Origin of the sequence: Streptomyces sp. NPDC013187 (assembly GCF_042899705.1) — a bacterium.
GTDB lineage: Bacteria > Actinomycetota > Actinomycetes > Streptomycetales > Streptomycetaceae > Streptomyces > Streptomyces hawaiiensis_A.
In genome coordinates this window covers 87,883-108,484 of sequence record NZ_JBIBAF010000017.1, presented here as the reverse complement: position 1 = coordinate 108,484, position 20,602 = coordinate 87,883, and the positions used below count along the sequence as shown (strand labels likewise).

The following is a 20,602-nucleotide window of genomic DNA, read 5'->3' as shown; positions in this document are numbered from 1 at the left end:
GACGTGATCCCTGTGTCCTACGCCCCGAGCATCCCGGTCCACAGGTCGGGGAAGTCGGGCAGGGTCTTGGCCGTCGTCGCCACGTTCTCGATCCGCACGCCCTCCACCGCCAGCCCGATGATCGCGCCGGCGGTGGCCATGCGGTGGTCGTCGTACGTGTGGAACACCCCGCCGTGCAGCCGGCGCGGGCGGATGTGCAGACCGTCGGCGGTCTCCGTGACGTCGCCGCCGAGTTCGTTGATCTCCTTGGTCAGCGCGGCCAGCCGGTCCGTCTCGTGCAGCCGCAGATGGGCCACGCCGCGCAGGGTCGACGGGGAGTCCGCGAGGGCCGCGACCGCCGCGATGCCCGGTGTCAGCTCACCGACCTCACCGAGGTCGACGTCGATGCCGTGCACCGAGCCGGAGCCGGTGAACACCAGCCCGTACTCGGTCAGTTCGCAGGAGCCGCCCATCTCGGTGAAGATCTCGCGCAGCCGGTCACCGGGCTGCGTGGTGCGGGAGGGCCAGTCGGGGACGACGACCTTGCCGCCGGTCACCAGAGCCGCCGCCAGGAACGGCTGGGCGTTCGACAGGTCCGGCTCGACGACCAGGTCCCGGCCGAGCAGGGCACCCGGCGAGACCCGCCAGACGTTCGGCTCGCCGCCCGACTCGGGCGTGTCCACCTGGGCGCCGACCGCGCGCAGCATGTCGACCGTCATGCGGATGTGCGGCATGGAGGGCAGCGTGGCGCCGGTGTGGCGGACCTCGACGCCCTGGTTGAAACGGGGGCCGGACAGCAGCAGGGCGCTCACGAACTGCGACGAGGAGGAGGCGTCGATGGCGACCGTGCCGCCGTCCAGGGCCCCGCTGCCGTGCACGGTCAACGGCAGCGCGCCGCGGCCGTCGTCGTCGATCCGGGCGCCGAGCTGACGCAGCGCGTCGATGACGCCGGTCAGGGGACGCTCGTAGGAACGGGGGTCGCCGTCGAAGTGGACGGGGCCGTCGGCGAGTGCGGCCACCGGCGGCAGGAACCGCATCACCGTGCCGGCGTTGCCGACGTCGACCGTGGCCGGGCCGCGCAGGCCCGTGGGGAGCACCCGCCAGGCCTCACCCGTGCCGTCGGGGCCCACGCCTTCCTCGATCTCGATGCCCATCGCCCGCAGCGCGCCGGCCATCAGCAGGGTGTCGCGGGAGCGCAGGGGGCGGCGCAGCCAGCCGGGCTCCGAGGCGAGGGAGGCGAGGACCAGAGCGCGGTTGGTGACCGACTTGGACCCGGGCACGTGGACCGTCGCGTCGACGGCTCCGCTCGCGTGCGGGGCGGGCCAGAGGGCGGTGTCTGCGGTGTTCGGGGCCATGGCCCCACTTTATAAGGAGGCCGTCCTCCGAGTGCGGCGCCGTTGGGGCCGGTCGCGCCCGCGCGGCGCGGCCGCCCCATCGGCACAGCCCCCGCGCCTTGGGTGATGCCGCCCCTCCGGGGCGCGTCACATCTCCAGCAGCCAGCGTCCCCCGCCGATCAGCGAGCACAGCGACACCGCGTGGAACAGGAAGAACCACAGCCCCGCCGGTACGTGCGTCAGCCGCGACAGCTGGTCGGCGTCCGAGTCCCCGGCGCCGCCCCGGGCCCGCTTCGCCTGGAGCTCGAAGGCCGGGCGGACACCGCCGATCAGCAGGAACCACACCACGGCGTACGCGAACGCCGCCTGGACCTGGGGGCCGGCCAGCCACGACACCAGCACGAACAGGCCGCCGGTGACGAGCATGGTCAGGGCGCCGTAGGCGTTGCGGATCATCACGAGCATGGCGAGCAGCAGGGCCGTCGCCAGCCACAGCAGGAGCGTGATCCGGCCGGAGCCCAGCAGGGAAGCCCCGCCGAGGCCCAGCAGGGGCGGGGCCGTGTACCCCGCGGCCGCGGTGAGGATCATGCCGATGCCGTGCGGCTTGCCCCGGCTGACGGTCAGGCCGCTGGTGTCCGAGTGCAGACGTATACCGGTGAGGGTGCGGCCGGTGAGCAGGGCCACGAGCCCGTGACCGCCCTCGTGGGCGATGGTGATGGCGTTGCGGGAGATGCGCCACAGGCCGTGCGGGACCACCACGGCGAGCGCGGCGCCCAGGGTCGCGATCACCACCCACAGATCGGGGTCGGGCTGCGTACCGGAGACCTCGTCCCAGAGGGAGGCGAGCGAGGCGGTTGCGGTGCTGTCCATGTGTGGCGTCGGCTCCCTTGGGGCGGATGGGATCTGGCAGTCTGGCACGTATGTGCGGACGATATTCAGCGAGTCGTAGGCCAGAGGATCTCGCGGGAATCTTCGAGATCGAGAAGTGGGAGCCCGAGGAGAGCTTCGAGCCGGACTACAACGTGGCGCCCACCAAAGAGGTCTACGCCGTCCTGGACCGTCCTCTGAAAGACGCGGACGACCCGCGGCCGGTTCGGCAGCTGCGCACACTGAAGTGGGGGCTCGTCCCCTCCTGGTCGAAGACCCCCGAGGGCGGTGCCCGGATGATCAACGCCCGCGCGGAGACCGTCCACGAGAAGCCGTCCTACCGCCGTGCCTTCACCTCCCGGCGCTGCATCCTGCCCGCCGACGGCTACTACGAGTGGGTCACCGGCACCCAGGAGCGCGAGCTGGAGGTGGAGGGCAAGAAGAAGCGCCCCCGCAAGCAGCCGTACTTCGTGACACCGGCGGACGGGTCGGTCTTCGCGATGGCCGGGCTGTACGAGTTCTGGCGTGACAAGACGCTGCCGGACGACCACCCGCAGGCCTGGTGGGTGACCTGCTCGGTCATCACCACGGAGGCCGAGCAGAGCCCGCTCGCGGTGTCCCCGGCCGACGGGCCCCGGGCGCTCGCCGAGATCCACCCCCGGATGCCGCTGATGCTGACGCCCGACCGCTGGGACGCCTGGCTGGACCCGTCCCGCACGGACGCCGACGAGCTGCGCGAGCTGCTGGCCCCGCCGCCCGGCGGGCTGATGCGTGCCTACCCGGTGGCCACCGCCGTCAGCAACGTCCGCAACAACGGGCCGGAGCTGCTGGAGGAGCTGGAAGGGCCCGAAGAGGGCACACTCTTCTGACGTGACGAACGTGATGACCGTGACGACCGTGACGACCGTGACGACCATGACGAACATGACGACGTGACTAACGTGAAGAACGTGACGGAAAAGACGCAGGCGGCCGGCGTGACCAGCGAGACCGTCGAGACCGGCGCGGGAACCGCCCGCATCACCTGGCACCGGGCGAAGAAGGCCAGGCTGGTCCTCGCCGTCAGCCATGGCGCGGGCGGCGGCATCGAGGCGCGCGACCTGACGGCCCTGGCCGAGGTCCTGCCCGCCCACGGCGTGACCGTGGCCCGCGTGGAGCAGCCCTGGCGGGTGGCGGGGAAGAAGCTGGCGCCCGCGCCGAAGACGCTGGACACCGGCTGGCGGGGCATCTGGCCCGCGCTGGCGAAGTCCGGACTACCGGTCGTCTCCGGCGGGCGCAGTGCCGGGGCCCGGGTGGCCTGCCGCACCGCCGCCGAGCTGGGCGCCCACGCCGTGCTCGCGCTCAGCTTCCCGCTCCACCCGCCGGGCAAGCCGGAGAAGTCCCGGGCCGGGGAACTGCTGGGCTCCGGGGTGCCCACCCTGGTCGTGCAGGGCGGCAACGACCCGTTCGGGAAGCCGGGGGAGTTCCCCGACGGGGAGTACGAGCTCGTGGAGGTCCCGTACGGGGATCACGGCTTCGCCGTGCCGAAGCGTGCGGATGTCTCGCAGGAGGAGGCCGTGGCGGTCATCACGGACGCGGTCGTGGAGTGGGCCGGGTCACTCGGGTAAAGCTTCGGGAATGCCGGGGCGGCGATCACTGTTGTGCGGGACGTACGTGCTGGAGACCAGCACCGACGTCGTAGGAGAGGGAGTCCGCCGCATGGGTTCGACCATCTGCCCGACCCGCAGCAGCCGCGCCGACCTGGACTGGACGGTGCTGCACGCGGCCAAGACCGCCCCTGTTCGGGCGGCGGGCGGACCGGATCGTCGTCTATCCTCCGATTCGGGTGAGACCGGTCTCGGTCTCACGAGAACACTCGAGGAGGTGGGTCCGGTCACTGGGACCGACGCAGGGACCGAACACGGCCAGGCGGAGCAGCCCGAGGGCCAGGGCGGCACGGGCACGGAGACGGCCGCGGAGCGCAGTGCGCGCTTCGAGCGGGACGCGCTCGAGTTCCTCGACCAGATGTACTCGGCCGCGCTGCGCATGACGCGCAACCCGGCCGACGCCGAGGACCTGGTGCAGGAGACGTATGCCAAGGCGTACGCGTCCTTCCACCAGTTCCGCGAGGGCACCAACCTCAAGGCGTGGCTGTACCGGATCCTCACCAACACGTTCATCAACTCGTACCGCAAGAAGCAGCGCGAACCTCAGCGCTCCGCGGCCGAGGAGATCGAGGACTGGCAGCTCGCCCGCGCCGAGTCGCACATGTCGACGGGTCTGCGCTCCGCGGAGTCGCAGGCGCTCGACCACCTGCCCGACTCGGACGTGAAGGAGGCGCTCCAGGCGATCCCCGAGGAGTTCCGCATCGCCGTCTATCTCGCGGACGTCGAGGGGTTTGCCTACAAGGAGATCGCCGACATCATGGGGACACCCATCGGTACGGTGATGTCCCGGCTGCACCGGGGCCGCCGTCAGCTGCGCGGCATGCTGGAGGACTACGCCCGTGACCGCGGGATGGTGCCGGCCGGTGCCGGAGAGTCGAACGAAGCGAAAGGCTCGGGGTCATGAGCTGCGGAGAGCCGCACGAGACGGATTGCAGCGAAATCCTCGATCATCTCTACGAGTTCCTCGACCGTGAGATGCCGGACTCGGACTGCGTGAAGTTCGAGCACCACTTCGAGGAGTGCTCGCCCTGCCTCGAGAAGTACGGGCTCGAGCAGGCCGTGAAGAAGCTCGTCAAGCGCTGCTGCGGGCACGACGACGTACCGGGCGACCTGCGGGACAAGGTCATGGGGCGGATCGAGCTGATCCGCTCCGGCCAGGCCGTCCCCGAGCAGGACGTCACGGCCTCCTCCGCCACGCCGCGGGAGTCCTGACACTCCTGCGCTTTTCAACTACCCCACCTCTGCGCGGGTAGTCACCCTCGAACACGTCACTCGAACGTGCGAATCCGCGGGTTATCGGCCCGCGGAGCCCCCTGCCGCCGTCCTAGGCTCCGGGCCTGACGGACCTGGCCGGGGGGAGGGGCTCATGGAAGCGGTACCGGCACGGGCACGGGTCTACATCGCCTGTGTCGTCATGGCCGCGCTGCTCTGCCTGTTGCCGCAGCCGGGCACCCACACCACCTGGTGGGCGGTCGTACTGCTCGCAGGGCTGTACGCCGGATGCGAGCGCGTCGCCCGGTCCCGGTTCGTGGGGATCTCCCATCCGGCCGGGACCTTCTACCCCGTGCTGCTCGCCGGGGCCTTCCTGCTGCCGGCGCCCGCCGCGGCGCTGGTGGTCGTGCCCGGCGCGCTGCTCTCGCAGGTCGGTCAGCGTCCCGTGGCGCTGCGACGCGTCTGGCGGGCCGCCCAGCTCGTCCTCGGGGTGTGGGCCGCGGCCAGGACCCACCGGCTGCTCGGCGGGCCGCACGCGGTCGCGGCGGGCGACGTCCCGTACGCCCTCGGGCCGGCCGGGGCGGCCGTGCTGGCGTTCTGCCTGGTGCTGGCGCTGCTCGACGGCGGGATCCTGGCCATGGCGGAGCGGGTGCCGGTGCGGCGGGCCTGGCGGGGGCTGGTGGCGCGCTCGCTCGCACCGATCGCGGTGCACGGCCTCGCCGGGCTGATGATGGCCGTCCTGTGGCGCAGCCCCTACGGGCCCGTCGCCGCGCTGCTCGTGCTGCTGCCCATGTGCGTCTCGTGGTGGGCGTTCGCGCAGTACCACCGGGAACGCGCCGCCCATCAGGCGACCATCCGGGCGCTGGTCCAGGCCGTCGACATCAAGGACGGGTACACCCGCGGGCACAGCGAGCGGGTCGGGCAGGCCTCCATGATGATCGCGCGCGAGCTGGGCATGGCCGACGAGCGCGTGGAGGTGCTCCGCTTCGCCGGGATCCTGCACGACGTCGGCAAACTGGGGGTGCCCACCCGGCTGCTCAGGAAGGACGGGCCGCTGACGCCCGAGGAGCGGCGGGTGATCGAGCTGCACCCCGAGTACGGGCACGAGATGGTGCGCGGCATCGGCTTCCTCGGCGAGGCCCGCGCCGCCGTGCTGCACCACCACGAGCGGCTGGACGGCAGCGGCTACCCCTACGGCCTGGTGGGCCGTCAGATCCCCGAGTCCGCACGGGTCGTGGCGGTCGCGGACGCCTTCGACGCCATGACCTCCACCCGCAGCTACAGCAGGGCCCGGCCCGTCGCCGTGGCCCTGGCCGAGCTGGAGCGGTGCGCGGGCAGCCAGTTCGACCCGGTGATGGTCGCCGCTCTCGTCGAAGCCGTCGGGCGGACGGGATGGCACCCCGCGGTGACCGCCGACGACGAGGAGACCCGCCCACCACGGGTGCCCCCGCCCGGCGCACCCCTGTCCAGCCGCCCGGGGGCCCACCGATGAGCGCGTACCGGCCGCCGACGCTCCTCACCCTCGTCCACGCCTGCGCCGGCCTCTTCGCCGCCGGCTCCCTCGCCGTCACTCTCTACGACGGCCTCGAGGAACGCCGGGTCGCCCTCGCCTTCGGCATTCTCGTCACCGTCGGCGAGCTCACCCGGCGCAACGGCGCGCGGGTGCGGGAGCCGGCACCGCTCGGAGCCGCCGCCGCCCTGTCCTACGCCCTGCTCGGCGAGGCCGGCGGACGGGCCACCCACCACGGCCCCACCCAGGTCGTCGCCGTCGTCCTCGCCGCCTCGCTGCTCGGCAGCGTCCCGCACATCGCCCGCGGGCAGGGGCCCACACTCGACCACCTGGCACGCCGCGTGCTCACGGTCGGCTTCGTCGCCGTGTGCTTCCAGCCCCCGTACAACCGGGGCATGTTCGACGACTGGGGCGGCCCCGCCTACGCCCTGCTGCTGCTCGCGCTGCTGTCCCTGACCGCGCTGTGCGACGCGGTGCTCGCCGCCGCCCTGGCCCACACCCGCACCGGCTGGCCGTTCGGACCGGTGCTGCGGGACGAGCTGCGGGCCGTGTGCGGCATCGGGGCCGCCGTCATCGCCACCGGGGCGGTGATGGCCCTCGCGGTCGCCGTCGTGGGGCTGTGGGCGCTGCCCGTCTTCTCCGTGCCGCTGCTGCTCGCCCAGATGTCGTTCCGCCGCTACGCCGCCGTCCGGGCGACCTACCGGCAGACCATCGCCTCCCTCGCCCGGGCCACCGAGGTCGCCGGTTACACCCCCTGCGGCCACGCCCGGCGGGTCGCGGCGGTCAGCAAGGCGGTCGGGCGGGACCTGGGGCTGACCGGGCCCGAACTGGCCGTACTGGAGTACGCCGCGCTCATGCACGACATCGGTCAGCTGAGCCTCGTCGACCCGGTGCCGGCGGGCGCCACCGCCGCGCTGCCCGCCGCGGAACAGCGGCGGATCGCCCTGCTCGGCGGGGCCGTCGTCAGGCAGACGGGCGTCGACGAGGCGGTGGCCGTGGTCGTGGAGCGGCAGGCCGATCCCTACGCCGAGCAGCCGCTCGCCGCGCGAATCGTGCGGGCCGTGAACGCGTACGAGGAGAAGTCCAGGGAAGGAGGGCCGGGCGGGCCGCTGAAGGCGCTGGAGGAACTCCGGCTCGCCACCGCCGGGACGTACGCCCCGGAGGTGGTGGAATCACTGGCCCGGGTACTGGCAAGGAGCAGTCTGACCCTGCCCGTGGCTGGGTAACCCATGGGTAATGAGCGCCCTCGAGGCCGTACGTGGTTGGATGCGAAGGAGAAGGTGTCCGGGGGCTCGAAACACAGCTACGGCCAGCCCACCGCACGGAACTGGCAGGCGGGAATCGTGAGGATCTTCGGCAAGGGACGGCACCGGCCCTCCGCCTCCTGGCGGCAGGCCACGGACCGGGCGTTCACCCTCATCGGCGACGGCCGGTACGAGGACGCAGGCGCACTGTTGACACGTGCCGCCGATCTGGAGCCCTGGCTTTCCGAGTCCTGGTTCAATCTCGCGCTGCTGCACAAGTTCCGGCACGACTGGGAGCAGGCGCGGGCGGCCGGACTGCGGGCCGTGGCACTGCTCGACCGGGACATGGGCGCGCCCGACTGGTGGAACGTCGGCATCGCGGCGACCGGGCTGCAGGACTGGCCGCTGGCCCGGCGTGCCTGGCAGGCCTACGGGCTGCGGGTGCCGGGAGCGGCCAACGACTCCGGTGAGCCCCTCGGCATGGACCTCGGCAGCGCGGCCGTACGGCTGTCCCCGGAAGGGGAGGCCGAGGTCGTGTGGGGCCGGCGGCTGGATCCCGCGCGGATCGAGGTGCTGTCCATTCCGCTGCCGTCGTCGGGGCGGCGCTGGGGCGAGGTCGTCCTGCACGACGGTGTGCCGCACGGGGAGCGGACGACCGCCGCCGGGCACACGTACCCGGTGTTCGACGAGATCGAGCTGTGGGCGCCCTCGCCGGTGCCGACCTGGGTGGTGCTGCTGGAGGCGGCGACCGAGTCGGACCGGGACGCGCTGGAGCAGCTCGCGGCGGACGCCGGGTTCGCGGCCGAGGACTGGTCTTCTTCCGTGCGGTTGCTGTGCCGGATGTGTTCCGAGTCCCGTATGCCGTCGGACGAGGGTGACGGAGAGCACCTCGACCCGCACGATCACAGTGAGCCGGGGCATCCCGGGCCGCTGGGGCATCGTACGGACGGACAGCTGTGGGTGCCGGAGCGGGAGTGCGGCTTGGCTGCGCCGGCGTCGCTGGTTCGGGGGTTGCTGGACGGGTGGGTTGCCGACAGTCCGGATTCTCGGGATTGGCGGGATCTGGAAGAGGTCTGTTAGCGCCGTCGCCGGGTGCGGGTGCGTCGTGGTCGTTTGCGCAGTTCCCCGCGCCCCTGACGGGGCGCCTTCCCCGTACCCTGTATCAGCATCCCGGGTTGGATTTGTTCAGGAAGGCGTACGGACGTCATGGCTCAGCAGGACACCGATCAGCAGCGTGCGGGCGTGCTCCCCGTCGATGACGAGGGGTACGTGATCGACACGGAGGACTGCGAGGAGCGCGAGGCGGCCTGGCGGGAGCGGGGGACCTCGCGGCCGATCACGGTGGTCGGGAACCCGGTGCTGCACAAGGAGTGCAAGGACGTCACCGACTTCGGCGACGACTTCCAGCAGCTCGTCGCGGACATGTTCGCCAGCCAGCGCACCGCCGAGGGCGTGGGCCTCGCCGCCAACCAGATCGGCGTCGACGCGAAGGTCTTCGTCTACGACTGCCCCGACGACGAGGGCGTCCGGCACACCGGTGTCGTCTGCAACCCCAAGCTCGTCGAACTGCCCGCCGAGAAGCGCCGCCTGGACGACAGCAACGAGGGCTGTCTGTCGGTGCCCACCGCGTACGCCCCGCTCGCCCGCCCCGACTACGCCGAGGTGACCGGGCAGGACGAGAAGGGCAACCCCATCCGGGTGCGCGGCACCGGATACTTCGCTCGGTGTTTGCAGCACGAGACGGACCACCTGTACGGCTACCTGTACATCGACCGGCTCTCCAAGCGCGAGCGCAAGGACGCCCTGCGGCAGATGGCCGAGAACGAGCCCCGCTACCCCGTGGTGGCCAACGACTGAGACCTCGGCCTCACCAGCGGCACGGCGTCTGTTCGGGATTCCCATCCGGAACAGGCGCCGTTGCTTGTGCCGTTCGTCTGTCCGTCGCGCGTTCGATCGCTTCTGCTCGCCTGGCGATCCACCGGTAGTCACACACCGGGAGGTTCCCGGCACTGTGGGGTAGTGAATGAAGCAAATGCGTTCCCAGAACGGTCAGTTGTAGTGCTGAATGGGATGAGCGGGGTATGCAACGGCGCACGCCCGGCACGAAGGGAGGGGCGCCCGCGCCAACTGGCGGCTGAGAGGGGTTAGTTCGTGCATGCTTTGTCACAGGGCACCACATCGACACCGGCCAGGATCGCGGTTCCACCATCGCTCTCTCTTCCGGTGATCGAGGCGGAGTTTCCCCGGCAACTCCACCCGTATTGGCCCAAGTGCCAGGAGAAGACCCGGGCCTGGCTGCTCGAAAAGCGGCTCATGCCGGCGGACAAGGTGGAGGAATATGCCGACGGCCTTTGCTACACCGACCTCATGGCCGGGTACTACATCGGCTCCCCGGACGAGGTCATGCAGGCGATCGCCGATTACAGCGCGTGGTTCTTCGTCTGGGACGACCGTCACGACCGCGACATCGTGCACGGCCGTCCCGTCGCCTGGCGGCTGCTGCGGGACCGGCTGCACTCGGCCCTCGACTCCCCCCGGGAACACCTGCACCACGAGGACCCGCTGGTCGCCGGGTTCGCGGACAGCGTGCTGCGGCTGTACGCGTTCCTGCCTCAGACGTGGAACCTCCGGTTCGCCCGGCACTTTCACGCGGTGATCGACGCGTACGACCGGGAGTTCCACAATCGCACGCAGGGCATCGTCCCGACGGTCGAGGAATACCTTCGGCTACGCCGGCTCACCTTCGCCCACTGGATATGGACGGACCTGCTGGAGTCGGCCGCCGGCTGTGAACTCCCCGACGCCGTACGGAAACACCCGGCGTTTCGGCGGGCGGCGCTGCTGAGCCAGGAATTCGCCGCCTGGTACAACGACCTGTGCTCACTCCCGAAGGAAATAGCGGGTGACGAGGTGCACAATCTCGGAATCAGTCTCATCACCCATGAGGGGCTGACTCTGGAACAGGCGGTCGTGGAAGTGCGGCGCCGTGTCGAGAAAAGCATCACCGATTTCCTCGACGCCGAGCAGGAATCCTTACGATTCGCCGACGACCTCGCCGACGGCACCGTGCGGGGAAAGGAACTGAGCGCCGCCGTGCGGGCCTGCCTGAGCAATATGCGGAACTGGTTCAGTTCCGTCTACTGGTTCCACCACGAATCCGGCCGGTACATGGTCGACAGCTGGGACGACCGGTCCACGCCCCCGTACGTCAACAACGAAGCGGCAGGTGAGAAATGACCGTCGAGTCTGTGAAGCCCGAAACCCCGCCGGCCGTGGAGCTGCGGGAGCCGCCCCGGGCGGGCGGTGGCGTCCCGGTCCTCGGGCACGGCTGGAAGCTGGCGCGCGACCCCTTGGCGTTCATGTCCCGGCTGCGCGACCACGGCGAGGTCGTGCGGCTGAAGCTCGGGCCGAAGACGGTGTACGCGGTCACCACCCCGACCCTGACCGGCGCCCTGGCGCTGAGCAACGACTTCATCATCGCCGGGCCGCTGTGGGAGTCCCTGGAAGGCCTACTCGGCAAGGAGGGCGTGGCCACGGCGAACGGCCCGCGGCACCGGCGTCAGCGGCGCACCATCCAGCCCGCCTTCCGGCTCGACGCCATCCCCGCCTACGGCCCGATCATGGAGGAGGAAGCCCACGCGCTCACCGAGCGCTGGAAGCCCGGCGAGACGATCGACTGCACCTCCGAGTCCTTCCGGGTGGCCGTCCGCGTCGCGGCCCGCTGCCTGCTGCGCGGCGAGTACATGGACGAGCGGGCAGAACGGCTGTGCGTCGCCCTCGCCACCGTCTTCCGGGGGATGTACCGGCGGATGGTGGTCCCGCTCGGACCGCTCTACAACCTGCCACTCCCGGCCAACCGCGAATTCAACCGGGCATTGGCCGATTTGCATCTCCTGGTCGACGAGATCGTCGCCGAGCGCCGGGCATCCGGTCAAAAGCCGGACGATTTGCTGACGGCATTGCTGGAGGCGAAGGACGACAATGGCGACCCGATCGGGGAACAGGAGATCCATGATCAGGTCGTCGCGATCCTCACCCCCGGCAGCGAAACCATCGCCTCCACGATCATGTGGCTGTTGCATATGCTCGCGGAGCACCCCGAACACGCCGACCGGGTGCGCGACGAAGTGCAAGCCGTCACCGGTGGGAAGCCGGTGGCATTCGCAGACGTCCGAGGACTCAGGCACACGAACAATGTCGTGGTCGAGTGCATACGTTTGAGGCCCGCCGTGTGGATTCTGACGCGCCGGGCGGTGCGGGACACGGAACTCGGTGGATACCGCATTCCGTCCGGGGCGGACATCATCTACAGCCCCTACGCGATCCAGCGCGACCCGAAGTCGTACGAGCGAAACTTGGAGTTCGACCCCGACCGCTGGCTTCCGGACCGGGTCAAGGACATCCCGAAGCACGCCATGAGCCCCTTCAGCGTGGGCAACCGCAAGTGCCCGAGCGACCACTTCTCGATGGCCATGCTGACGCTGATCACGGCGGCGCTGGCCACCCGGTACCGCTTCGAGCCGGTGGCGGGGTCGAAGGACAACACGCGGGTGGGGATCACGCTCCGGCCGCACGACCTGCTGGTGCGGCCGGTCGCGCGGTGAGCGGGCCGTGCCTCAGGCCGCTTCGGGGCCTCTGAACGTGCGCCGGTAGGCGTTCGGGGTGGTCCCGATCACCCGGACGAAGTGGTGGCGCAGGGCGGCCGCGTTACCGAACCCTGTTCGACCGGCGATCGCGTCCATGGTCTCGTCCGTCGCCTCCAGCAGCCGCTGGGCCAGCAGCACGCGCTGGCGCAGGATCCAGCGGTAGGGCGTCGTGCCCGTCTCCTGCTGGAAGCGGCGGGCGAAGGTCCGCGGGGACATGAGGGCGCGGTCGGCCAGCTGCTCGACCGTGACCTCCTCGTCCAGGTGCCGCTCCATCCACGCCAGCACCTCACCGATCGTGTCGGCCTCGGGAAGCGGGAGCGGACGCTCGATGTACTGGGCCTGGCCGCCGTCGCGGTGCGGCGGCACCACCATCCGCCGGGCGATCTTGTTCGCGACCTCGGTGCCCTGCTCCTTGCGCACCAGGTGGAGGCAGGCGTCGATCCCGGCGGCCGTGCCGGCGGAGGTGATCACGGGGTCCTCGTCGACGTAGAGCACGTCCTGTTCCACGACCACGCGCGGGTACCGCCGGGCGAGGTCCTGGGCGTGCTTCCAGTGCGTGGCACAGCGGCGGCCGTCCAGCAGCCCGGCCGCGGCCAGCACGAAGACGCCGGAGCAGACGCTCAGCACCCGGGCACCGCGGTCGACCGCGCGGCGCAGGGAGTCCAGCAGCTCCGGGGGGAAATCCCGGTACGCGTAGGTGTGGCCGGCCGGCACGGCGATCAGGTCGGCCGTCTCCAGCCGCTCCAGGCCGTGCTCGGCCTGGAGCGAGAAGCCCGAGTTCATCCGCAGCACCGGGCCCTCGGCCGAGGCGACGGCGAAGTCGTACACCGGCAGGCCTTCGTCGCTCCGGTCGGTGCCGAAGACCTCACACACCACACCGAGCTCGAAGGGGTTCACGCCGTCGAGGAGGGCGACGGCCACGTTCTGCAGCATGCGTCCAGTGTGCCTCGACCTTGGCAGTAATTCGAGGGTCTACGGCAGTACTGCCACTGACGGTAAGGAGTCATCAGCGCGACAGTGGTGTCCATGAACACGAACCAGACAGAAGCACTGATCGGACTGACCGCCACCTTCGGGATCCTGGTCCTCCTGATCCTCCCGTCCGTGATCGGCCTGCTGCGTGACAGGCGCATCGACCGTCAGATCAGGGAGGCCCAGGAGGCCCGCGAAGAGGTGCCGGCTCAGAAGTCCTCGTCCAGGTCGACGGTGCCCTCCACCGCCACCTGGTACGCCGAGGGCCGCCGCTCGAAGAAGTTGGTCAGCTCCTGAACCCCCTGGAGCTCCATGAAGGAGAAGGGGTTCTCGGAGCCGTACACCGGGGCGAAGCCGAGGCGGGTCAGCCGCTGGTCCGCCACGCACTCCAGGTACTGCCGCATCGACTCGGTGTTCATGCCCGGGAGACCGTCACCGCACAGGTCGCGCGCGAACTGCAGCTCGGCCTCGACGGCCTCCCGGAGCATGTCCGTCACCTCCTGCTGGAGCCGGTCGTCGAAGAGCTCCGGCTCCTCCTTGCGGACGGTGTCGACCACGTCGAAGGCGAAGGACATGTGCATCGTCTCGTCGCGGAACACCCAGTTGGTGCCGGTGGCCAGGCCGTGCAGCAGGCCACGGCTGCGGAACCAGTAGACGTACGCGAAGGCGCCGTAGAAGAACAGGCCCTCGATGCACGCGGCGAAGCAGATCAGGTTGAGCAGGAAGCGGCGGCGGTCGGCCTGGGTCTCCAGCCGGTCGAGCTTGTCCACCGAGTCCATCCACTTGAAGCAGAACGAGGCCTTCTCGCGGATGGACGGGATGTTCTCCACGGCCGCGAAGGCCGCCGCGCGGTCCTCCGGGTCGGGCAGATAGGTGTCGAGCAGCGTCAGATAGAACTGGACGTGCACGGCCTCCTCGAAGAGCTGCCGGCTCAGGTACAGCCGCGCCTCGGGGGAGTTGATGTGCTTGTACAGCGTCAGCACCAGGTTGTTCGCGACGATCGAGTCGCCCGTCGCGAAGAAGGCGACCAGCCGGCCGATCAGGTGCTGCTCCGCCGGTGACAGCTTGGCCAGGTCGGCGACGTCCGAGTGGAGGTCGACCTCCTCCACGGTCCAGGTGTTCTTGATGGCGTCCCGGTAGCGCTCGTAGAAGTCCGGGTAGCGCATGGGGCGCAGGGTGAGCTCGAAGCCGGGGTCGAGAAGGTTCTGGGTGCTCATTACTGGCAGGCCTCGCAGGACTCGGGGTTTTCCAGGGAGCAGGCGACCGCTTCGGGGTCCGGGGTGGCCTGCACGGGGACGGTGGCCTGTGCGGCGCGGGCGATCCGGGTCGCCGGGCGCGAGCGCAGGTAGTACGTCGTCTTCAGCCCGGACTTCCAGGCGTAGGCGTACATCGAGGAGAGCTTGCCGATGGTCGGCGTCTCCAGGAACAGGTTCAGGGACTGGGACTGGTCCAGGAACGGGGTCCTGGCCGCCGCCATGTCGATCAGGCCGCGCTGCGGGATCTCCCACGCCGTGCGGTAGAGGGCGCGCACGTCCTCGGGGATCCAGGCGAAATCCTGCACCGAGCCGCTGGCCTCGCGCAGGGCCTCCCGGGTGCGGGCGTCCCACACGCCGAGCCGCTTCAGCTCGTCCACCAGGTAGGAATTGACCTGGAGGAACTCGCCCGACAGCGTCTCGCGCTTGAACAGGTTGGACACCTGCGGCTCGATGCACTCGTACACGCCCGCGATGGAGGCGATCGTGGCCGTGGGCGCGATGGCGAGGAGCAGCGAGTTGCGCAGGCCGGTCGTGGCGACGCGCTCGCGCAGGGCCGCCCAGCGCTCCGGCCAGGTGAGCTCCACGTCGTAGTGGTCGGGGTGCAGCACGCCCCGGGCCGTACGGGTCTTCTCCCAGGCCGGGAGCGGGCCGTTGCCCTCGGCGAGGTCGGCGGAGGCCTCGTAGGCGGCGAGCATGATGCGCTCGGCGATGCGGGTGGACAGGGCCTTGGCCTCGGGCGAGTCGAAGGGCAGGCGCAGCTTGAAGAAGACGTCCTGGAGGCCCATCGCGCCGAGGCCTACCGGACGCCAGCGGGCGTTGGAGCGGCCCGCCTGCTCGGTCGGGTAGAAGTTGATGTCCACGACCCGGTCGAGGAACGTGACGGCCGTGCGGACGGTCTCGTCCAGGCGCTCCCAGTCGATGTCGCCGTCGGCCACGAACGCGCCCAGGTTCACCGATCCGAGGTTGCAGACCGCCGTCTCCCCGTCGCTGGTGACCTCCAGGATCTCCGTGCAGAGGTTGGAGGAGTGCACGACGTGGCCCGGCTCGGCCGTCTGGTTGGCGGTGCGGTTGGCGGCGTCCTTGAAGGTCATCCAGCCGTTGCCGGTCTGCGCGAGGGTGCGCATCATCCGGCCATACAGCTCGCGGGCGGGCAGCGTCTTCTTCGCGAGGCCCTGCGCCTCGGCCGCCCGGTACGCGGTGTCGAACTCCTCGCCCCACAGGTCGACCAGCTCGGGCACGTCCGAGGGGGAGAACAGCGACCAGTCGGCGTCGGTGTTCACGCGCCGCATGAACTCGTCCGGCACCCAGTGCGCGAGGTTCAGGTTGTGCGTACGGCGGGCGTCCTCACCGGTGTTGTCCCGCAGCTCCAGGAACTCCTCGATGTCGGAGTGCCAGGTCTCCAGGTAGACCGCGGCCGCGCCCTTGCGCCGGCCGCCCTGGTTCACGGCGGCGACCGAGGCGTCCAGGGTCTTCAGGAACGGGACGATGCCGTTGGAGTGGCCGTTGGTGCCGCGGATCAGCGAACCGCGGGCCCGGATGCGGGAGTACGCGAGTCCGATGCCGCCCGCGTGCTTCGACAGCCGGGCCACCTGGTGGTACCGGTCGTAGATCGAGTCCAGCTCGTCCTTGGGGGAGTCGAGGAGGTAGCAGGACGACATCTGGGGGTGCCGGGTGCCGGAGTTGAACAGGGTGGGGGAGGAGGGGAGGTAGTCGAGGCGGCTCATGAGCCCGTAGAGCGCCGCGACCTCGTCCAGTGCGCGCGTGGTGTCGTCCTCGGCGAGGCCGCTGGCCACCCGCAGCATGAAGTGCTGGGGCGTCTCGACGACCTTGCGGGTGTGCGGGTGGCGCAGCAGGTAGCGGCTGTGCAGCGTGCGCAGGCCGAAGTATCCGAAGCGGTCGTCGGCCGCCCGGTCGATCAGCGCGTCGAGACGGGCCGCGTGGACGCGCACGAACTCGGCGGTCCGGTCGGCGATGAGGCCCTCGCGGTGGCCGACCGCGACGGACTCGCTGAAGGACGTGACGCCCTGCGAGGCGGCCTCTTCGCGGATACCGATGGTCAGCAGCCGGGCGGCCAGCCGGGAGTAGGCGGGGTCCTCGGAGATCAGGCCGGCCGCGGCCTCCGTCGCCAGCTCCCGCAGCTCCCGCTCGTCCGCCTGCGCGGACCGGCCGCGCAGCGCGGCGGCGGCGACCCGGCCGGAATCGGCGTCGGGGAGGTCGGCGGTCAGCTCGGTCAGGGTCCGCAACAGCGCGGCGCCGGGGGCGTCGTGCTCTTCTTCGGCGGCTGAGACCGGTTCGGCTGGCGCGATGGTCACGTGGGGCTCTCCCTCGCTCGGCACGGGGGCCTCGTCGAGGGCAGGGGGCAGCACACGAGCGCACGCGGCGTCGCGTCCACCGGCCCATTCCACGAGGCCCGGACGTCAGGGCACACCGGCCGGGTGGCCGGGCGCGCTGTCGGCAGGTCCTCGGACTGACTCTCGTGCGGTGCGGTTCCGGAAACAGAGCGGTTCCGGGAACAGACATGCACAAGTACACCGTTGCGGGACAGTTCCGGATTCGCACCGGATTCCCCTGCGGCGACAGCGAGCATGAGCATACATCTTGTGCCGGGTTCGGATGGCACCCCCAGATGTTGTGTCGCGCTGGTTTCAGAGCGTCAACTCATAGGTGAGAAGAGTGATGCCCGTCAGCTCCGGGACCGGGTTCCGGTCACGCTCGGGTGCGCGGGTGGAGCCCAGCCGTCCGCAGATGCGGTGGGCCGTGTGCGGGGTGCGCCGGGTCGACAGCACGACGCTCCGGCAGCCCGGGGTGGCACGCGCCCGGTCGAGGCATCAGCACGTCCGCGGCGGCGGCTCTTCCGGCGGCGTCCCGCAGCACGTGCGGGTACGGGTCGTCGCCCTCGCCGAAGTGAGTGTGTACGACAGCGGGCCGCCGTTGTGATCTCGGCGGCCCGCTGCGGTTGTTGTGTGGTTGTTCGCGCCCACGCGGCGGAGCCGCATCGTGATGCAGCCCCGCGCCCCTAGGCCGGCACGCTCACGCCGCGCTCAATGGCTCGTCCCCGCCGTCGCGGGCGGGAGCTCCACCTGGACACCGGGGTCGCCCGCGTCCGCCGTGTAGTCCTCCGGCTTGGTCTCGTCGACACCGTCGGGGGCCTTCAGAGCCCTCAGGACGAAGGTCAGGACCACCGTCACCACCACGTTCAGGACGAACGCCGTGAGGCCGATGTAGCCGATCTCCCCGATACCCGGGATCTCCTTCGCGGAGCCGCCGAAGTGCTTCTGCGTCGGGGAGGCCACGCCGTAGGCGGCGACCGTGCCGTAGACCATGCCGACCGCCCAGCCCGCGAGCAGGGCCCAGCGGTGGAACCAGCGGGTGAACAGGCCGCCGACCAGGGCCGGGAAGGTCTGCAGGATCCAGATGCCGCCCAGCAGCTGGAAGTTGATGGCGACCGTCTTGTCCATGGTGAGGACGAAGGCGAGGGCGCCGACCTTCACCAGCAGCGACACCAGCTTGGAGACCTTGGTCTCCTGCGCGGGAGTCGCGTCCGGCTTGATGAAGTCCTTGTAGATGTTGCGGGTGAAGAGGTTCGCGGCCGCGATGGACATGATGGCCGCCGGCACCAGCGCGCCGATGCCGATCGCCGCGAACGCCACGCCCGCGAACCAGTCCGGGAACATCGTCTCGAACAGCTGCGGGATCGCCAGCTGCCCGTTCTGCACCTTGATGCCGGCCGCGATGGCCATGAACCCGAGCAGCGCCAGCAGACCCAGCATCAGCGAGTACAGCGGCAGGATCGTGGTGTTGCGGCGGATCACCTCACGGCTCTTCGAGGACAGCGTCGCCGTGATGGAGTGCGGGTACATGAAGAGTGCGAGGGCGGAGCCCAGCGCCAGCGTGGCGTATGTCCACTGGCCCGGCTCGGCCGGTGTCAGCGCACCGCGCGGCGCGCCCGTCGCCGGGTTGGTCTGGCCGTACGCCTCACCGGCCTTGGCGAAGATCTCGTCGAAGCCGCCCAGCTTGATCGGGATGTAGATGATCGCCACCGCGATGACGATGTAGATCAGCGTGTCCTTCACGAACGCGATGAGCGCGGGCGCCCGCAGACCCGACGAGTACGTGTACGCCGCCAGCACGCCGAACGCGATCAGCAGCGGCAGGTCCTTGATGAACCAGTTGGTGTTCTCGCCGCCGCCGACGCCCATCACGTCCAGCACGGCCTGGATGCCGACCAGTTGGAGCGCGATGTACGGCATCGTCGCCAGGATGCCCGTCACGGCCACCGCAAGCGACAGGCCCTTCGAGCCGAAGCGGCCGCGTACGAAGTCGGACGTCGTGACGTACCCGTGCTTGTGGGACACCGACCACAGGCGGGGGAGGAAGGTGAAGATCAGCGGGTAGACCAGGATCGTGTACGGCACCGCGAAGAAGCCGGCCGCGCCCGCCGCGTAGATCGCCGCCGGCACGGCGACGAAGGTGTACGCCGTGTACAGGTCGCCGCCGAGCAGGAACCAGGTGATCCAGGTTCCGAACGAGCGGCCGCCCAGGCCCCATTCGTCCAGGCTGTGCTCGTTCTCGGCCTTGCGCCAGCGCGCGGCCAGGAAGCCCATGACCGTGACGGCCAGGAAGAAGAAGATGAAGACGCCGAGCGCGACGCCGTTCACGCCGTCCTTCACTGCGACGCACCGCCCTTCGCGGCCGAGCGGGCGCGCTGGTCACGCTGCCACAGCTTGTAGGCGATCATCGTCAGAGCGGTGGAGATCAGCACCCAGGCCATCTGGTACCAGTAGAAGAACGGGATCCCGATGAAGGCCGGGTCGGTCTTGGCGTACGAGCCGACCCACAGCATGGCCACGAAAGGCGCTATGAGGCAGACGGCGATGACGACGCGCACGGGCGTCACCACCGGCCCTCTGCTGGCTCCCGGTGCTTGCGACATCAGGCGGCTCCGTCCCCTTGGTGATCACCTGTGGCGCAGGCAATCTAGGTCAGGGTGACACGGGAACGGAACCCCTCGTCCGCAATGCGGTACCCAACCGAAACCAGGCGTCAGCAGCGACGGAAGCCCTGCGGTGCGGTCACTCGGCGGGCCGCTTCAGCCGGGCCACGAACTTGTACCGGTCCCCCCGGTAGACCGACCGCACCCACTCCACCGGCTGTCCGTCCCGGTCCAGCGAGTGCCGGGAGAGCATCAGCATCGGCAGCCCGACGTCGGTGCCCAGCAGACCGGCCTCGCGCGGGGTCGCCAGCGATGTCTCGATGGTCTCCTCGGCCTCCGCGAGACGGACGTCGTAGACCTCGGCCAGAGCCGTGTAGAGGGACGTGTACTTCACCAGCGAGCGCCGCAGCGCCGGGAAGCGCTTCGCGCTGAGGTGCGTGGTCTCGATGGCCATGGGCTCGCCGTTGGCCATGCGCAGCCGCTCGATGCGCAGCACGCGTCCGCCGGGCGTGATGTCGAGCAGCCCGGCCAGCCGGTCGTCGGCGGTGATGTAGCCGATGTCCAGCAGCTGCGAGGTGGGTTCGAGGCCTTGGGCGCGCATGTCCTCGGTGTACGAGGTCAGTTGCAGCGCCTGCGAGACCTTGGGCTTGGCGACGAAGGTGCCCTTGCCTTGGATGCGCTCCAGCCGGCCCTCGACGACCAGCTCCTGCAACGCCTGGCGCACGGTCGTGCGCGAGGTGTCGAACTCCGCCGCCAGCGTGCGCTCGGGCGGGACCGGCGTGCCGGGCGCCTGGGTCTCCGTCATGTCGAGCAGGTGCTTCTTCAGGCGGTAGTACTTGGGCACGCGCGCGGTACGGACGGGCACCCCGTTCTCGTTCTCCGCACTGCTGACGTCGGTGCTCATGCTCCGCCTTCCGGCTCGGTCCGCCGACACGATCCCACTTGTATACCGTCGGCGCCTCTTTTGGTCTAGTCCACCATTCACTGTGGTCTACCCGCAGTA

At 70.4% G+C, this 20,602-nt stretch carries 19 protein-coding genes, 1 pseudogene and 1 riboswitch; of the genes and pseudogenes, 11 read left to right on the top strand and 9 right to left on the bottom strand.

The genetic code is table 11. From position 1 onward, the window contains the following. Positions 1-17: 17 nt before the first annotated feature. Positions 18-1,334 carry a 3-phosphoshikimate 1-carboxyvinyltransferase gene (gene aroA, locus ACFY5B_RS31725; protein WP_389976090.1) on the bottom strand — a complete coding sequence of 439 codons (1,317 nt, stop codon included), beginning with the start codon at positions 1,332-1,334 and terminating at the stop codon, positions 18-20. Between the two features lie 126 nt (positions 1,335-1,460). Then, positions 1,461-2,183 carry a M50 family metallopeptidase gene (locus tag ACFY5B_RS31720; protein ID WP_344458696.1) on the bottom strand — a complete coding sequence of 241 codons (723 nt, stop codon included), beginning with the start codon at positions 2,181-2,183 and terminating at the stop codon, positions 1,461-1,463. A gap of 50 nt (positions 2,184-2,233) precedes the next feature. Between ACFY5B_RS31720 and ACFY5B_RS31715 the strand changes: the two genes are divergently transcribed. The 10 genes from ACFY5B_RS31715 (at position 2,234) to ACFY5B_RS31670 (ending at position 12,396) form a co-directional block, all read left to right on the top strand. After that, a complete protein-coding gene (locus tag ACFY5B_RS31715; RefSeq protein WP_389976086.1) occupies positions 2,234-3,049 on the top strand; it encodes an SOS response-associated peptidase in 816 nt (271 codons plus the stop codon). 72 nt (positions 3,050-3,121) lie between these two features. Further along, positions 3,122-3,787: an alpha/beta family hydrolase gene (locus ACFY5B_RS31710; protein WP_389976288.1), complete on the top strand. Its 666-nt coding sequence runs from the start codon at positions 3,122-3,124 to the stop codon at positions 3,785-3,787. A 256-nt stretch (positions 3,788-4,043) separates the two neighbouring features. Beyond that, the gene (gene sigR, locus ACFY5B_RS31705) at positions 4,044-4,730 is read left to right on the top strand and encodes an RNA polymerase sigma factor SigR (RefSeq protein WP_389976285.1); all 687 of its coding nucleotides are present in this window, start codon (positions 4,044-4,046) and stop codon (positions 4,728-4,730) included. Beyond that, on the top strand, positions 4,727-5,038 hold the full coding sequence (gene rsrA, locus ACFY5B_RS31700; RefSeq protein ID WP_389976083.1) for a mycothiol system anti-sigma-R factor: 312 nt from the start codon (positions 4,727-4,729) through the stop codon (positions 5,036-5,038). Before sigR ends, rsrA begins: the two co-directional genes overlap by 4 nt. 154 nt (positions 5,039-5,192) lie before the next feature. Continuing rightward, positions 5,193-6,530, top strand: coding sequence for an HD-GYP domain-containing protein (locus ACFY5B_RS31695; RefSeq protein ID WP_389976080.1), 1,338 nt, complete (start codon positions 5,193-5,195; stop codon positions 6,528-6,530). Further along, positions 6,527-7,774, top strand: a complete 1,248-nt coding sequence (locus tag ACFY5B_RS31690; protein ID WP_389976077.1) for an HD domain-containing protein — start codon at positions 6,527-6,529, stop codon at positions 7,772-7,774. The genes ACFY5B_RS31695 and ACFY5B_RS31690 overlap by 4 nt, the downstream gene beginning before the upstream one ends. 117 nt (positions 7,775-7,891) lie before the next feature. Continuing rightward, positions 7,892-8,872: a tetratricopeptide repeat protein gene (locus ACFY5B_RS31685; protein ID WP_389976282.1), complete on the top strand. Its 981-nt coding sequence runs from the start codon at positions 7,892-7,894 to the stop codon at positions 8,870-8,872. Between the two features lie 126 nt (positions 8,873-8,998). After that, entirely contained in the window at positions 8,999-9,649 is a 651-nt protein-coding gene (gene def, locus ACFY5B_RS31680) for a peptide deformylase (protein WP_389976074.1), read from the top strand. A gap of 294 nt (positions 9,650-9,943) precedes the next feature. Beyond that, positions 9,944-11,029 carry an epi-isozizaene synthase gene (cyc1, locus tag ACFY5B_RS31675; RefSeq protein ID WP_389976071.1) on the top strand — a complete coding sequence of 362 codons (1,086 nt, stop codon included), beginning with the start codon at positions 9,944-9,946 and terminating at the stop codon, positions 11,027-11,029. Beyond that, positions 11,026-12,396: a cytochrome P450 gene (locus ACFY5B_RS31670; protein WP_389976068.1), complete on the top strand. Its 1,371-nt coding sequence runs from the start codon at positions 11,026-11,028 to the stop codon at positions 12,394-12,396. The genes cyc1 and ACFY5B_RS31670 overlap by 4 nt, the downstream gene beginning before the upstream one ends. Positions 12,397-12,408: 12 nt before the next feature. On the opposite strand, the gene ACFY5B_RS31665 is transcribed toward ACFY5B_RS31670, so the two are convergent. Continuing rightward, entirely contained in the window at positions 12,409-13,371 is a 963-nt protein-coding gene (locus tag ACFY5B_RS31665) for a GlxA family transcriptional regulator (protein ID WP_389976065.1), read from the bottom strand. A 93-nt stretch (positions 13,372-13,464) separates the two neighbouring features. On the opposite strand from ACFY5B_RS31665, the gene ACFY5B_RS31660 reads away from it, so the two are divergent. Then, positions 13,465-13,707, top strand: a complete 243-nt coding sequence (locus tag ACFY5B_RS31660; protein ID WP_389976062.1) for a hypothetical protein — start codon at positions 13,465-13,467, stop codon at positions 13,705-13,707. Here the strand turns inward: ACFY5B_RS31660 and ACFY5B_RS31655 are convergent. The 6 genes and pseudogenes from ACFY5B_RS31655 to ACFY5B_RS31630 all read right to left on the bottom strand — a co-directional run bounded on the left by ACFY5B_RS31655 (position 13,620) and on the right by ACFY5B_RS31630 (position 20,503). After that, on the bottom strand, positions 13,620-14,627 hold the full coding sequence (locus tag ACFY5B_RS31655; RefSeq protein WP_389976059.1) for a ribonucleotide-diphosphate reductase subunit beta: 1,008 nt from the start codon (positions 14,625-14,627) through the stop codon (positions 13,620-13,622). The genes ACFY5B_RS31660 and ACFY5B_RS31655 overlap by 88 nt on opposite strands. Continuing rightward, complete coding sequence (locus ACFY5B_RS31650) at positions 14,627-16,978, bottom strand: ribonucleoside-diphosphate reductase subunit alpha (protein WP_389976056.1); 2,352 nt, start codon at positions 16,976-16,978, stop codon at positions 14,627-14,629. The genes ACFY5B_RS31655 and ACFY5B_RS31650 overlap by 1 nt, the downstream gene beginning before the upstream one ends. Before the next feature lie 123 nt (positions 16,979-17,101). Further along, a riboswitch (cobalamin riboswitch) is annotated at positions 17,102-17,289 on the bottom strand. A gap of 22 nt (positions 17,290-17,311) precedes the next feature. Then, a pseudogene (locus tag ACFY5B_RS31645) lies at positions 17,312-17,494 on the bottom strand (GNAT family N-acetyltransferase); the annotation flags it as partial. Between the two features lie 213 nt (positions 17,495-17,707). Beyond that, positions 17,708-19,336, bottom strand: a complete 1,629-nt coding sequence (mctP, locus tag ACFY5B_RS31640) for a monocarboxylate uptake permease MctP (RefSeq protein ID WP_389976053.1) — start codon at positions 19,334-19,336, stop codon at positions 17,708-17,710. Then, complete coding sequence (locus ACFY5B_RS31635; RefSeq protein WP_389976050.1) at positions 19,333-19,599, bottom strand: DUF3311 domain-containing protein; 267 nt, start codon at positions 19,597-19,599, stop codon at positions 19,333-19,335. Before ACFY5B_RS31635 ends, mctP begins: the two co-directional genes overlap by 4 nt. 139 nt (positions 19,600-19,738) lie before the next feature. Next, on the bottom strand, positions 19,739-20,503 hold the full coding sequence (locus ACFY5B_RS31630; protein ID WP_104784962.1) for a GntR family transcriptional regulator: 765 nt from the start codon (positions 20,501-20,503) through the stop codon (positions 19,739-19,741). Positions 20,504-20,602 lie beyond the last annotated feature (99 nt).